Origin of the sequence: Paenibacillus sp. A3, assembly GCF_001399685.1 — a bacterium.
Classification (GTDB): domain Bacteria; phylum Bacillota; class Bacilli; order Paenibacillales; family NBRC-103111; genus Paenibacillus_G.
On sequence record NZ_JTHN01000006.1, the window covers coordinates 57,217 to 70,211 of the forward strand.

Below are 12,995 nucleotides of genomic sequence, written 5' to 3' on the forward strand. Positions count from 1 at the left end.
GGCGCGTTCCAGCAGACTCGCAATATGCTCCTTCGATTCGGAAAGGGTGTCGTATATTACGGCGTCGCGGATCATTGGGTAACCGTCGCCACCGGCCAAACGATCCTGAATCCGATGCGGGTCGTTCCCAACGGCTCGGGCTGCGAGATAGTCTTCACGGCGTTCCGTCAGCCCGGGGTATCGGATGAAAGCTTCGCGAACGACACGGCGATGATCGAGAGCGACTTGCGAACGTTAAAGCGGATCATGGAAAAGTAATTTTTTTGAACGGGGAAAAACCGTAAATCGATGGCATGATGCGTCGAGGAGCGGTTTTCTTTTTGATTCCATTAGGCAGGAAATCTGAATCATAAGGAGAAACTTTCCATATGAATATTTATAGTTGAAAGTGCGGGATGATTAAATAGGCGAGGAGTTTTTACAATGGCAGAATTAATCAAAATTAGAGGCAGTGTGTTTATCGGCGGTATGCTCTATCTGCCCCCAATTCAAGATCCGTCTACAGGCATGATCTATGAATATCAGGCGGATGCCAGGGAATTTACTCCGTACGCGGTAAACACCGGGCGTTGCCGTGTGGAGCAGGAAGTGGTCATCGACTTTGTTAAGCAACGAATTACATCTTTTGCCAATACGGGTATCACCGTGCTCAAATTGACTGCTCCGGACGGTTCCGTCGAGTACAAACAAGGAAAAGCGTCTACAGACGGTATTCGCGTTAAAGACGAAGTGTGGAACGGGGATACGGTATCGTTAACCATGCAAGCGAGCGCAAGCAATCCGCTTCGTCTTGATGCGCCGACGGTAGACTACTCTCTGCAAATTACCGCGTATAAGGATGGCACCGTGCAGGTGAAGGGCAGTCATGACGGGTTTCCTTGCTTCGAGTTCTATAAACAAGTGGATTTTGGGGAATTTCAACTCTTGTACGCCCATGACTTTCGGAAGACGGGCGATACGCCAGCCGCAATGGCTGGGGAGATGGAGTATCATTTTGAAGCATAAGAGCATGGTACAACGGATAGTAAAGGGGTCACAATACATCCCGAAGAGGTTGCAAGGTACAGCCGGTTTAAGGAAGAATTAGCTCAGCGCTTCGAAAACACAAGTGAATATAGTCCGGCAAAGAAAACGTTTGTATAAAAAACGAGGCCGGGATGTGCATTGTCAGAAGCAAACGGCGGGAGATACAATGGACGGGAACGAATTGAGAATGAGAATCATTATTTATTCGAAGCTTGTATTCGTTACATTGCAGCTTATTTGGGAGAGGATCGGAATCATGATAAGGCAATGTCGCGCTGCCGCTGCATGGATGGCCATATGGCTGGTCCTGCTGACCGCTTTAGCCGGATGCGGAGCTGGACAAGGGGGGACGGCGGAGAACCGCTGCCGAAGGAAAAGCAAGAGAATGCCAAGCCGAATGCGGAGCAAGCGGACAAGGCTACTGCTGGCGGCAAAGGCGCAAAGGAGCAAGCGGGCAAGACCCGGAAGGTGAAGGATCACTTCGGCGAAGTGGAGATTCCGGTGAAGCCGCAGCGGGTAGCGGCTCTTTACTTGGAGGACTATGTGACGGCGTTAGGCGTGAAGCCGGTCGTACAATGGTATCATCCGAATTGGGGCAAGCAGCCGGGACGATCCGGTATGGCTGGCGCTTCCGGCGGTACGTAACCGGTGCGTGTACGAGGTCGATTTTTTCACTTGGATGAACTACGGCGTCATCTCTCACGGCAGGAAGATTGACGATGTGCTGCGGGTGCTTGCCTAAAATAACTTAAACTAAAACGGGAAGCGGGGAACTTCCATGCGCGACGGCCGCAAATGTAAAGGCATTATTTTCGATATGGACAATACGCTGCTGCAATCCCGCATCGATTTTGCGGCGATGAAGGAAGACATTTTCCAGCACTTGATCGGGCACGGCATGTTGACGGAGCGGTTCCCGCTCCATGAGCACACGACATCCACCATGCTCGAACAGGCCAAGCAAGCGGGTATGGACGACACCTTATACCTCTCCTGTATGAACCTTGCGGAAAAGCATGAAGTGCGCGGGATGGAAGGCGCGGGGCTGGAAAAAGGCGTGCCGGAGCTGATCGAATCGTTGCACGGCCAGTTCGTATTGGTCGTGGTCACGAACAACTCGCTTTCCGCCGCCTTGAAGGCGCTCGAAGTGACGAGAATCAAGTCCTATTTCGACGCGATTATAGGAAGAGAGCAGATGGAGGCGTTGAAGCCGTCCCCTTCCGGATTTACCTATGTTTTGAATCAATTCCGCAACATTGCGGCAGACGAATGGATATCGGTGGGTGATTCCTGGATCGACGGCAAAGCGTCCGCCGGGGCCGGCATTCCGTTTATCAGCTACAGGACGAGCATGGAAGCGATGATGGATAAAGGGGTTAGGCCGATCGCGAGAATCGAGCATATTTCGGAGGTTCGGAATTGGATATACGGATGAATATTAGGCTGACCTTGACGGAAGTGACCGAAGAGACGCAGGAGCAGGCAAGACGGATCGTTTGCGCGGGGCTGGAGGAAAGGTTCGGGGAATTGGACCCGTCCTACAACAAGGACCTGGACGATATCGTGAGTTGGTATGCCGGTCAGGGACATCTCTTCTTGACGGGTGCACTGGAAGGGCAAATGGTCTGTACGGGAGCGCTTATCCGGGAGGGGCGCGACGTCGGAAGAATCGCCAGAATGTCCGTGTGGAAGCCGTACCGGAGAAGAGGCATCGCGCGCTGCATGCTGCAGGAGCTGGAGCGGAGGGCGAGGCAGAAGGGCTATGCGAAGCTCGTGCTGGAAACGACGGCGGCTTGGCTCGACGCCGTTCAATTTTATAAAGCCAACGGCTACGTGGAAGTTCAAAGAGACGAAGAGGAAGTGCACCTGGAAAAAGTTTTATCGCATCATGCGCGCTGACGATAGTTTCTTCCTATGCAAACGATAGAAAAATCGCAATTGATACTGCCAGCGGCAGTTTCTATACTAAATATGTAGCAATGCTACATAAAAAAAGAGGAGCTGATTGAAATGGCAAAAGCGGTATTTTATCATGCAGGTTGCAAGGTTTGTGTAAATGCGGAGCAGATGGTGCTGGACTATCTCGACCCATCCAAGGCGGCTGTCGAGATCGTACATCTGGGCGAGAAGAGGGACCGCATTGCGGAAGCGGAAGGAGCGGGCATCCAGTCGGTACCGGCGCTGGTGATTGACGGGAACGTGTTCCACATTAACTTCGGCGCGAGTCTTGAAGACGTGAAAAAAGGATGAATTAAAAGTGCGGGGTGCGGAATAGGCGTCCCGCACTTTTTGCGTAAGCTTTATATTCGCGGGACGAGCGGTTACAATGGAGGATAAGGCTAGAAAGGAATGGAAGGAAGAATCCAATGCGCTACGATCCTCAACATCGGAAGGAGAATCGGGCTGCCCGAGTCAGCATGGCGCTTTTTCGAATGGCCCAGGCGGTCAAGAAAATCGGCCAGATGGAGAGCGATGATACCGGACTGTCTCCCGTGCAAATCCAGTCGTTATTGTTTACGGCGCATACGCGCGGCGATGTGGCATCGATCGGAAGCCTTGCCGATCATCTCGGAACCACCCACGTGACGGCAGTCAAAATCGTCAACGGCCTGGTGACCAAGGGGTTGATCGCCAAGTACGCGAAGCCCGAGGATCGCCGGATCACGCTGCTTCAATTGACTTCGCAAGGACAAGAAGCCGTATCCAAGCTTGACCGATGGGGGGAGGCCTTGGAGGAAACCGTCCAAAGCTTGCCGGAGGAAGCGCTGGCTTCATTGGAAACGGGACTCGGAGCGGTTCTATCCGCGCTTCAACGCGGCGGCCACCTTGTCGTGGCGGAGCCCTGCCTGGGCTGTGTTCATTTCAGACCGAACACGGGGCGGGACGAGACGCCGCACTACTGCAATTTGATCCGTAAATATTTGACCCACGAAGCTACGCTCAAACAATGTCCGGAGCACAAGCCCTCGTTCTCTGCACCGTAGCGGACGGTCGGCGGCTGCCCGGTATGAAGCAACAGTGAACGGAGGAAAGAAGCATGCATCCTGTTTTGGCTGAACGTACGAAACCGTTTCCCTGGACGAATCGGCTTCGGGACGATATCCGGGGCTTTCTAAGCTCGAACGGATGCGAGAAGACGGCGGAGCACTGTATGGACGTCGGGACGGAGGCGCGGCGTATCGCGCTGCGGTTCGGAGCCGATCCCGAGGCGGCGGAAACGGCCGGTTGGCTGCACGACATCAGCGCGGTCATCCCGAACGGGGATCGAATTGCGGTGTCGCGGGAGCTTGGCATTGAGGTGCTGCCGGAAGAAGAAGCGTTCCCGATGATCATTCATCAGAAGCTGTCGGTGGTCATGGCGGAGCAGCTATTTGGCGTAACCGATGCGGCGATTCTGGATGCGGTCGGCTGCCACACGACATTGCGGGCGGGCTCCACCTTGCTCGATCAAGTGCTGTTCGTAGCGGATAAAGTCGCATGGGATCAGCCCGGTACACCGCCGTATATCCGCGAGCTGCAGGAGCAGTTGAACCGCTCGCTTATTCATGGGGCGTTCGCTTACATCAATTACCTGTGGGAGCGAAAGCATACCTTGAAGGTCGTGCATCCGTGGCTGAAGGAAGCCTACGCAGAGCTTCGGCACCGGGTATAGAAACGCAGCGATTTGACGGTGAAGCATGACTGGGACATAATACGAAATAAGGATTTTGAAAAATGCAATACATTACTTTATACACTATAAGGAGTTCGGGCGGAATGGCGCGAAACAAAAGAGCCAAAGGGCAAGAAAGCCGGGCGAGATTGCTGGCTGCGGCGGCGGAGCAGTTTGCCGGACTCGGCTTTTACGAGACGAAGATCAGCTCGATTGTCGCTCAGGCCGGGCTGACCCAGCCGTCGTTTTACCTTTATTTTGAAAGCAAAGAAGCGGTGTTCGAGGAGCTGGTCGGACATTTCCGGTCCCGGTTGCAGGAGCTGGTCACGTCGAGCCGCCTGGAATCGGGGCTGCTGCCGGGCGAAGTGAACGCTCGGGTACGCGGCGTGCTGGAGACGCTTTTTCGTTTTTTTACGGAAGACCCGCACTTGACGCGCATCGGATTGTTTCAGGCCCCGCAGGCCGGAAGCATTAAAGCGGAGCTGGCCGCTCTGATTCGCGACAACCTGCTCGAAGAGCAGCGGTCCGGCTACTTTCGTTCGACCCTCGATATGGACGTCGTAGCGCAATGCTTCGTAGGTACGATTGAGCGCTTGACCTTTGCATATTTGTCGGAAGGCTCGGGAAGACCGGAGCAGTTGGCCGCTCAAGTGATCGAGCTGTTCATGCGCGGCATGCTGCCCGAAGAGGAAAATGGAAGGTGAAGGAGGGCCGGATGAAAAAACTGCATTCTGGAAAGTTTGTTCTCTCCATGGGACAGTTGTCTCTGATCTGCACTGCGCTTTACTATGTGTTCCGCAATAAGACGTATTTCGATTTCCTCTTGTGGAATTTGTTCCTGGCCTGGATTCCGCTGCTGCTTGCCGTCGCCGTGGCGGAGCTTGGAAAGCGGCTTGCTCCCGGATGGGTCCGTTCCGCCGTCGCGGCTGTGCTGGGAGCGGCTTGGCTTCTGTTTTTTCCGAATGCGCCCTATATCGTTACGGATCTTATTCATCTCACGCTTCAGAAAGCTTGGTATGTCGAGGCCGGCCGGTGGACGTTCCGCTACTGGTATGATTTGCTGACGATGCTGCTGATCTCATGGAACGGGTTTTTGCTTGGCTTCGGCTCAACCTATTTGGTTCAGTATCAGGTCATGAGAAGGTTCGGGAGCGCTGCTTCGTGGCTGTTCGTGGTTGCACTGTCCATGCTGGGGGGCTACGGGATCTTGCTCGGACGCGAATACCGGCTGAACAGCTGGGATGCGCTGACCGACGCGAAGGCGCTCTTGAGTCTCCTCGGGGAAAGCTTGAACGGGCAATCCGTGCTGTTCTGCTTGCTGTTCGGCGCGGTTATTCTGATCGTTCACGGCACGTTCTATTTTGTCATGAATGGCGGCTGGCATACGGAAGACCGCGACTACCCTTCGACCTACCGCTTATGATACCGGCTTGCTGCGGCAAGGCGGTTTTTTTGCATGCGTGGCGAAGAAGCCGGACGAGGGCGCCCGGCCTTGGCTCGCGGGTAGAAAATTAGGCCAATGGGCTTGCCGGCTGCCCGGCCGTCTCTTCAAGCGGCACATCCCACTCCAGCCGGTTCCACAGGCTGTCGGCATTCAGGAGCAGGCTGCGGACATAGCCCGTCATTTTCTGCGCGCTTGCCGCCGTAGGCTGCGCCCACCAAAATTGCCTTCCGGCCAAATAGGCGGTTCCGTATTCGCGCCAGCCGGAATACGATTGCTGAGCAGCGGCAATGATCGGTTTCACAAGCTCCAGCGATTGCTCCTGCGAGATGTAGCCCATGACAGCGCCTTTTCGGCTCAAATACGCATATCTGCCCAAGTCCCAAGCCGCGATCCCCGCAGCCGGGAGCCGGTTCATATAAGCTTTTACAATTTGATGCTTTCGGTACCCTTCCGTCGTTTTCGGGATCGATTCGATATATTTCGTTTGTTCGGCTTCAGACAATGCGGACAGAAAGGACCGGATCTGATTGAACGACTCGCGATGCCCCTCTTCGGCCAGCCACTCAAGATTTCTCATTAAATCTTCCGCGCTCTCGATCCCCCAATCCCGTTTAAAAGACTGCTTATGCATTTCGATATTTTTTGCGGACTCCCATTCGTCGTCGTCTCCGGGATCGAGCCCGTTCATTTTGTATAACACGGCGCATAACGAGATACTCCATAGTTCGGTCAGGTTGGATCCGCTTTGACTATCCCTATTCATCTTCTTCATCCCCATCCTCATCTTCATCCAGCATAAAATGCAAGGCGTGCACGTCGCCCACATCCTGATGCTTCAGGAAAAGCGTCTTAGGAATGCGGAACTTCTTTTTGATGCCGAAGAGGCCCCAAAGCGACTTTTTATCCGCCGATTCTTGCAGCCGGTTATAAAACAACCGGTACTCCTCGTTATCCGGATCTTCCTGACAAGCCTGCAGGGCGTAGGACAACGCTTCCGCCATCCGTTCCAGCTTGACGTGCGCCATGCTTAAGTAAATGCTGACGGTTTTTCTTTCTCCAAGCTCATGCGCGCGTTTCAAGCTCTCGATGCTTTCCGCATACTTTCCCTCGTGGTAATAAGCCACCCCGGAGTATAGCCAAATCAAGGAATCATAAGAAGGGTCGTCGCTGCAATTCGCAAAATAAGTTTTCACCAGTTCGGGGACATGTTCCCATAAATCCGTGTTGATCATAAACTTGAGGCGTTCAAGCTGCGCCCATGTATCGTTCGGCCAGCCAGCGGCAAGACGGCGGATAAAGGCAGTCATTTGCTTGCCTGTCGTCAATTTCCATTCCTTCAGAAGGTAGTACAGCGCCAATTGGGTCGGATAATAATCGTCCTTAAACAATTCCGCCGCTTCGAAATAGATTTCCTTCGCCTTGGCCTCATCTCCCATGGCGCGGTAAATATCGCCCTCGATCATATAGCCGATTGCATCGTCGGGATTAGCCCGTTTATATTTACGGATCGCCTCAAGAGCGGCCTTGTAATCGCGATTCAGAAAACACGCGCCGGCCACATAATAGTAGGAATCCTCCTCATGATTCCAAGCCATCTCGGTTTCAAAGCATGTAATCGCTTCGGGATATTGGCCCAGACGCAAATGCAGCATCCCTTTCCGGAACCACGCTTCGTCAAAATCATATTCATGCTCCACCACCACGGCATGGTCGTTAAGTGCTTCCCTGTTGTTATTCAAATGATAGTGGCAGAGGCCTCTGACGGAATAATAATGCCAGTTGGACGGATCGATGGCGATGGCGCGATCGGCAAACCCGATCCCTTCATGCCACTGCTTCTCCTTCAGGAAGATGCTCGCCAAATGACCGAGAACGGCAGCGTCATACTCGTTCATCCGCAGCGCCGCAGATAGGTCGCGGACCGCAAGCTTCGTGTTCTTCGCTTTCAGGTAAGCTATACCTCGATGAACGAGGATTTCGTAGCCGTTGACGCCTTCGCTCTGCGCTGCGGTCCATGCTTTTTCGAATAATTCGAAGGCCTTGTTCTTCAATCGCCGTTTAAACGATGCACGAGCCCACAGCAAATACATGTCGGAGTTCAATGCGGTCAAAGTCTGAATGGTGTCAAACACCTTGCAGCAGGGGTCAAACTGTTCCAAATCAAAATAAATTTGGGCCAGCGCAAATTGCAGCTCGGGCTGTTCGGGCGTAAGGATCAATTCCGTGTGTATTTTGCCTGCAAGCTGCTTGTTCACATCCATCAGCCGGATGCGGGAATCGAGGTCGAACGGATGCTGTGCGACGGTGAGCTCCAGAACCGCTTTGGCTTCGGGCAACCGGTCATAGGCTGCGTAACAGCGTGCCAGTCCGCTGAGGGCTTGCAGATCGTCAGGCATATGCGACAAAAGATGCTGGTAATCGGAGAACGCCTGTCTGAGATTCCCTGCTTCCAGCGACAGGGCGGCGCGATGGATAAATCCGTCCAGATCTGCGGGATGGAGTTCGATCAAGCGGCTGTAAGTCTGGAGCGCATGCTCCAAGTCGCCTGTGCGAACATAAAAATTGCCTATCAACCGGAGCAGGTCCGGGTCATCCGCGAACAAATCCCGGGCCGCGGCCAGATACGGCTCGGCATCCGCCAGATTGTTGTGCATCAGCGCATGCTGAGCCGCGTTCCGGTATCCGATAAACGCGTCATAATCAATCGTTTCCGGAATAAACTCGTAGCGCAGCTCCCAAGGCTTGGTGACTTCCATCAACAAATAATCGACGAAATCTTCCGGGTAGCGTTTCGTTAATTCCCTTTCCTGGCTTGTCCAACAGAAATGCTCGTCCAGCAGTGCCCAAACCGGCTTGGGCAGGTGGTTATGCTCGGCCAGAAAAGCTAACAGCTGTTCGTGCAAAGCGGCCTTTACATTCATATTCCAGAGCTCTTCTTGAGCAATCAGCTCTCTCCATAAGCCTACGTCGATCCGCGTCGGCAGCTTGGCGTATAAAGCTTCGATCCGCTTCATCGTCTCTTCGACAAACGAGTCGGAGGGAGAGGGAGCTGCCGGATCGCAATCAACCCATGAAGCGGGTTCGCGATTCGGTGCATCTGGTTGAACCGGTTCGTCCTGCGGATCGCTTGCCGGTTCCGTGGAGTCGGACCGCAACGGCTGCTGCGCCTCCTTGAGATATTTCGCTTCATTCAGCGCTTGTTCGTACGCTTCCCGCAAACGTTGGAAACCGTCCGGATCGTCTTCGGGATGGTAGACCTTTAGTTTCCTGGCATAGGCGCGTTTAATGGCGCTGACTTCAAGCGTCGGAGAAATTCCTAGTAATTCCCAAATGTTCATTTCAGAGTCCTTTACCTTTCCTTGATGTCGAGAAAACTTTCCAAATGTTTTCAGTTTTTAATCTATTATAATATCGGCGCCTCTCTAAAAAATATTAGATTATTTTACAAAAAAAAGGTCCCGGGCACCGGGACTTGCCGGAGCTGTCTTTATGACCGCTTGCCGGATAAGCTGCGTTTCAGGAAGGAAACGGTTTTCTCCAGCTTTAATAAGTGGGTGCCCTTGACCAGGATTGCGGTATCCGGCTTGATCGTTCCGGCAAGCGCTCGATGAAGCTGCGGTCGGGATGCGAAGCTGCGGATGCGGGTTGCGGGGAAGCCCGCTTTTTTGGCGCCCGCTGCGATGTGCCGTGCGAGCTTTCCGACCGTGTAGAGCCGGGTGAGTCGTTTTCGGGCGGCATATTTTCCAACCCCATCGTGAGCGCGGACAGCGTATTTGCCCATGTCCTTCATATAGCCGATGATAGCGATTTTGTGCTTTCGGTTTACCGAGGCGAGGGTGTCGAGGGCGGCCTGGGTCGCATCGGGATTGGAGCTGAACGTATCGTCGATCAAGGTGATTCGCCTCGGCAGCTCCGTTCGGACCAATCGGCGGTACGGAATCGGATACTTCGCCAACCCCTTCCGGATTTCGCCCGCCGTGAATCCCAAGCTGTGCGTAATCGCGATCGCATTCAGCGCATTGTACACATTATGGACCCCGAGACACGGAATGAAAAATCGTTCCTCTTTCCCGTTCAGCCGAACCCGGAAGGCAACTCCCCGGCCCAAGAACCGGATGCCGCGCGCCTTGTAATGGGCTTTGTTGCGGATGCCGACCTTCAGCAGCCTTCCTTGAAATCCTTTGACGGACAGCAGCCTGGAATTCGCGTTATCCGCATTCAGGACGAGCGTTCCATTCTTCCGCATATGCCGGATCAGCTCCGATTTCGCGGATGCGATGCCTTGGACCCGGTGTCCGACATTGCCGATATGCGCCGTTCCAACATTGGTAATCACGCCGTAGCTTGGTTTGAGCAAGCGGCAATGCTCGCGAATATGCCCTTTGCGGAGCATCCCGAATTCGAGCACGGCAGCGCGGTGCCAGGCGCGAAGCAGCTTGGCGTGCTTGCGGGTGTTATAGGGTAAATTCCAGTTCGACGCCGATTTGAAAATGGTCCATCGTCTCCGCAGGATGGAAGCGATCATTTCTTTCGTGGTCGTTTTTCCCGCGCTGCCTGTGACGGCGATGACGGGAACGTTTCGAGCCGGCATGTCAATCCCACCTTTTCACAGCGAATGTACGCTTTAGACTACGTCGGGAGTTAGCGGATGGAGTGGGATATGGGGAAAAATGGGCGTTTGTACGAGTCCGGCGGCAAGGATCACCCATATGGTGTAAGATGACTAACCCTCGAATCTGCAAGTGGAGAGTGAGACAAGTGAAATCATTAATGCGGATGTCGAATCTGACGAGGTATGAATCAATCGGCATCAATCAGCTGTTTAACGTAGCCGACGGCCATGCCCATCAGCCGCAAACCGATGCGCAGCGGCAAATTATCGGGCGACTGCCCGACTTGTTCGATCAGGCGGAAGCGGCGAGGCAAGCGGAGTTGGAAGACGAGTTCCGCCGTCTGTTCTACACCTTGGCCGGACAGCCGACCGCCGCCGGTCTTACCCGGACGCTGTTCTGTTACTCGGCTTCGCTATCGACCGATTTGATCGCTACTTTTTTGGCTTCGCGGGGGTTGACGACCGCGCTGCTGCATCCCTGCTTCGACAATCTGGCGACGCTGCTGCAGCGAAGAAACGTAGCCTTGACGCCGCTGCATGAGGAGGAGCTCAGGCTCGACCGGATGGAAGAGACGTTCGCAGGGCTTGCGGCGGATGCAGTGTTCGTTACGCTTCCCAACAACCCGACGGGCTTCGAGCTGTCGCGGGAAGAATGGGAGAGGCTTGTTGCGCTTTGCGCTGATTACGGCAAGCTGCTTATCGTTGACTGCACGTTCCGATTTTTTTCGAGAAAGCCTTTATGGGATCAGTACGAGCTGCTGGAGAGGTCAAACATCAGCTATTTGATGGTGGAGGATACGGGAAAGACATGGCCGACCCAAGATTTGAAATGCAGCATTCTGGCGATGAGCGAAGATTTGGCCGATGACGTGCTTGAGCTTCACAACGATATTTTGCTGAACGTTTCGCCGTTTATCCTGCAGCTGCTGATCGAATATTTGAAGGACACCGCGCGGCACGGATTGCAGTCCGTCGTATGGGAAACGATTGACCGGAACCGCCGGACACTGCGGGAAGCCATTCGCTCCTCCGGGCTTCTCTTGAACAATCCGGGTTCGACGATCAGCGTCGAATGGCTTCGCATAACCGACCCCAACGTCCGCAGCTTGGACATGGTGGATCGTTTGCAGCGGCTGGGGCTCGGGATTTTGCCGGGGGACCATTTCTACTGGCACGACCACGGACAGGGGGAGCGATATATCCGGATTGCGCTTGCCCGATGCCCGGATATGTTCGCCGAGGCCTGCAAAATTTTGCAATCGGCACTCATGACGAACAGGATGGATTCGGCATGAGAATCGTTTATCTGGATCAGCCTACTTACCTGCCGGACAATTTTGTGCAAGAGATGGAGAAGCTCGGAGAGTTTGAAGTTTATTACGACCGGCCGGACGTAACGACTGCCATTCTACGATTGTCAAAGGCAGACATTGCGATTGTGGAGTGGACGCGGCTTCGGGAAATGGCGTTCGGGAAGCTGCAGAGGCTGAAACATATCGCCCTCGTTATGACCGGATACGATCTGGTCGATATCGAGGCTGCAGGAGCCGCAGGAATCTCCGTGTCGAACTGCCCGACCTATTCGGCGCAAGCGGTAGCGGAGCATGTGTTTGCGCTCCTGCTTGCGGTCAACCGGCGCATCATCCGGGCGGACCGCCTTGTCCGGCAGGGGGAGAGCCATGTGTACGGCCCTTTCCTTGCGGGCGAGCTCGCAGGCCGAACGTTAGGGCTGATTGGCACGGGCTGCATCGGGCAGGCGGTAGCGCGGATCGCCCGGGGCTTCAGGATGCATGTGATCGGCGCGAACCGGTCCGGCAGGGCAGTCCCTGGGATAGAAACGGCGGATATCCATGAGGTGATGCGGCGAAGCGACGTTGTCTCGCTGCATGTTCCGTTCCATGCCAGGACGAAAGGGATGATTACCTCGGAGCTGCTGTCTTCGATGAAAAGGACGGCCCTGTTCATCAACACGAGCCGGGGCGGTCTGGTAGACGAAGAAGCATTGTTCGCCCTGCTTCGGGACGGAAAAATCGCCGGCGCGGGCCTTGACGACCTGGTGCAGGTTGCCGGCAATCCCTTGTATAAGCTCGATAACGTTGTGTTTACGCCAGGCACGGCGTGGTATACGGACACCGCACGGGAAGCCAATATGAAGGAATTGCTGGATAACATTCGCGGATATATAAACGGAACGCCGCGCAATATCGTGAATGAGGAGTTTCTGGCTTCGAAAAAACCGGAAAGCGAATGATCGCGTGCTA

14 protein-coding genes and 3 pseudogenes are annotated in these 12,995 nt (G+C 54.3%); 14 read left to right on the forward strand and 3 right to left on the reverse strand.

Annotated features, from left to right (window positions below):
* The first annotated feature begins 24 nt into the window (after positions 1-24).
* The 12 genes and pseudogenes from QJ48_RS36535 (at position 25) to QJ48_RS00645 (ending at position 6,101) form a co-directional block, all read left to right on the forward strand.
* Positions 25-258, forward strand: a complete 234-nt coding sequence (locus tag QJ48_RS36535) for a hypothetical protein (RefSeq protein WP_054971731.1) — start codon at positions 25-27, stop codon at positions 256-258.
* Between the two features lie 165 nt (positions 259-423).
* Entirely contained in the window at positions 424-1,005 is a 582-nt protein-coding gene (locus QJ48_RS00605) for a DUF3238 domain-containing protein (RefSeq protein ID WP_054971732.1), read from the forward strand.
* 36 nt (positions 1,006-1,041) lie between these two features.
* Positions 1,042-1,143: pseudogene (locus QJ48_RS36540) on the forward strand (GrpB family protein); the annotation flags it as partial.
* A gap of 246 nt (positions 1,144-1,389) precedes the next feature.
* A pseudogene (locus QJ48_RS36545) lies at positions 1,390-1,629 on the forward strand (ABC transporter substrate-binding protein); the annotation flags it as partial.
* A gap of 13 nt (positions 1,630-1,642) precedes the next feature.
* A pseudogene (locus QJ48_RS38415) lies at positions 1,643-1,768 on the forward strand (transcriptional regulator); the annotation flags it as partial.
* Between the two features lie 36 nt (positions 1,769-1,804).
* Positions 1,805-2,461: an HAD family hydrolase gene (locus QJ48_RS00615; protein ID WP_054971734.1), complete on the forward strand. Its 657-nt coding sequence runs from the start codon at positions 1,805-1,807 to the stop codon at positions 2,459-2,461.
* Entirely contained in the window at positions 2,446-2,925 is a 480-nt protein-coding gene (locus QJ48_RS00620; RefSeq protein WP_054971735.1) for a GNAT family N-acetyltransferase, read from the forward strand. The genes QJ48_RS00615 and QJ48_RS00620 overlap by 16 nt, the downstream gene beginning before the upstream one ends.
* 111 nt (positions 2,926-3,036) lie before the next feature.
* Complete coding sequence (locus tag QJ48_RS00625; RefSeq protein WP_054971736.1) at positions 3,037-3,276, forward strand: thioredoxin family protein; 240 nt, start codon at positions 3,037-3,039, stop codon at positions 3,274-3,276.
* A gap of 116 nt (positions 3,277-3,392) precedes the next feature.
* Positions 3,393-4,010, forward strand: coding sequence for a MarR family winged helix-turn-helix transcriptional regulator (locus QJ48_RS00630; protein WP_054971737.1), 618 nt, complete (start codon positions 3,393-3,395; stop codon positions 4,008-4,010).
* A 53-nt stretch (positions 4,011-4,063) separates the two neighbouring features.
* Complete coding sequence (gene yqeK / locus QJ48_RS00635; protein WP_054971738.1) at positions 4,064-4,678, forward strand: bis(5'-nucleosyl)-tetraphosphatase (symmetrical) YqeK; 615 nt, start codon at positions 4,064-4,066, stop codon at positions 4,676-4,678.
* Between the two features lie 104 nt (positions 4,679-4,782).
* Complete coding sequence (locus QJ48_RS00640; RefSeq protein ID WP_054971739.1) at positions 4,783-5,382, forward strand: TetR/AcrR family transcriptional regulator; 600 nt, start codon at positions 4,783-4,785, stop codon at positions 5,380-5,382.
* 11 nt (positions 5,383-5,393) lie between these two features.
* Entirely contained in the window at positions 5,394-6,101 is a 708-nt protein-coding gene (locus QJ48_RS00645; protein WP_054971780.1) for a DUF1361 domain-containing protein, read from the forward strand.
* A gap of 88 nt (positions 6,102-6,189) precedes the next feature.
* Here QJ48_RS00645 and QJ48_RS00650 read toward each other — a convergent pair whose 3' ends face one another.
* The 3 genes from QJ48_RS00650 to murF all read right to left on the reverse strand — a co-directional run bounded on the left by QJ48_RS00650 (position 6,190) and on the right by murF (position 10,713).
* A complete protein-coding gene (locus tag QJ48_RS00650; protein WP_054971781.1) occupies positions 6,190-6,885 on the reverse strand; it encodes a DUF1266 domain-containing protein in 696 nt (231 codons plus the stop codon).
* Positions 6,878-9,460, reverse strand: coding sequence for a J domain-containing protein (locus QJ48_RS00655; protein ID WP_054971740.1), 2,583 nt, complete (start codon positions 9,458-9,460; stop codon positions 6,878-6,880). The genes QJ48_RS00650 and QJ48_RS00655 overlap by 8 nt, the downstream gene beginning before the upstream one ends.
* A gap of 149 nt (positions 9,461-9,609) precedes the next feature.
* The gene (gene murF, locus QJ48_RS00660) at positions 9,610-10,713 is read right to left on the reverse strand and encodes a UDP-N-acetylmuramoyl-tripeptide--D-alanyl-D-alanine ligase (protein ID WP_054971741.1); all 1,104 of its coding nucleotides are present in this window, start codon (positions 10,711-10,713) and stop codon (positions 9,610-9,612) included.
* 167 nt (positions 10,714-10,880) lie between these two features.
* On the opposite strand from murF, the gene QJ48_RS00665 reads away from it, so the two are divergent.
* Both QJ48_RS00665 and QJ48_RS00670 read left to right on the forward strand, forming a co-directional pair.
* Positions 10,881-12,029 carry a pyridoxal phosphate-dependent aminotransferase gene (locus tag QJ48_RS00665; RefSeq protein WP_162238411.1) on the forward strand — a complete coding sequence of 383 codons (1,149 nt, stop codon included), beginning with the start codon at positions 10,881-10,883 and terminating at the stop codon, positions 12,027-12,029.
* A complete protein-coding gene (locus QJ48_RS00670) occupies positions 12,026-12,985 on the forward strand; it encodes an NAD(P)-dependent oxidoreductase (protein WP_054971743.1) in 960 nt (319 codons plus the stop codon). The genes QJ48_RS00665 and QJ48_RS00670 overlap by 4 nt, the downstream gene beginning before the upstream one ends.
* Positions 12,986-12,995 lie beyond the last annotated feature (10 nt).

Bases quoted from the DNA above. Each gene is read 5' to 3' on its own strand.
- QJ48_RS00650 (WP_054971781.1), bottom strand. From the start codon at position 6,885: ATGAATAGGGATAGTCAAAGCGGATCCAACCTGACCGAACTATGGAGT.
- yqeK (WP_054971738.1), top strand. From the start codon at position 4,064: ATGCATCCTGTTTTGGCTGAACGTACGAAACCGTTTCCCTGGACGAAT.
- QJ48_RS00630 (WP_054971737.1), top strand. From the start codon at position 3,393: ATGCGCTACGATCCTCAACATCGGAAGGAGAATCGGGCTGCCCGAGTC.
- QJ48_RS36535 (WP_054971731.1), top strand. From the start codon at position 25: ATGCTCCTTCGATTCGGAAAGGGTGTCGTATATTACGGCGTCGCGGAT.
- QJ48_RS00645 (WP_054971780.1), top strand. From the start codon at position 5,394: ATGAAAAAACTGCATTCTGGAAAGTTTGTTCTCTCCATGGGACAGTTG.
- QJ48_RS00615 (WP_054971734.1), top strand. From the start codon at position 1,805: ATGCGCGACGGCCGCAAATGTAAAGGCATTATTTTCGATATGGACAAT.
- QJ48_RS00605 (WP_054971732.1), top strand. From the start codon at position 424: ATGGCAGAATTAATCAAAATTAGAGGCAGTGTGTTTATCGGCGGTATG.
- QJ48_RS00655 (WP_054971740.1), bottom strand. From the start codon at position 9,460: ATGAACATTTGGGAATTACTAGGAATTTCTCCGACGCTTGAAGTCAGC.
- murF (WP_054971741.1), bottom strand. From the start codon at position 10,713: ATGCCGGCTCGAAACGTTCCCGTCATCGCCGTCACAGGCAGCGCGGGA.
- QJ48_RS00640 (WP_054971739.1), top strand. From the start codon at position 4,783: ATGGCGCGAAACAAAAGAGCCAAAGGGCAAGAAAGCCGGGCGAGATTG.
- QJ48_RS00625 (WP_054971736.1), top strand. From the start codon at position 3,037: ATGGCAAAAGCGGTATTTTATCATGCAGGTTGCAAGGTTTGTGTAAAT.
- QJ48_RS00670 (WP_054971743.1), top strand. From the start codon at position 12,026: ATGAGAATCGTTTATCTGGATCAGCCTACTTACCTGCCGGACAATTTT.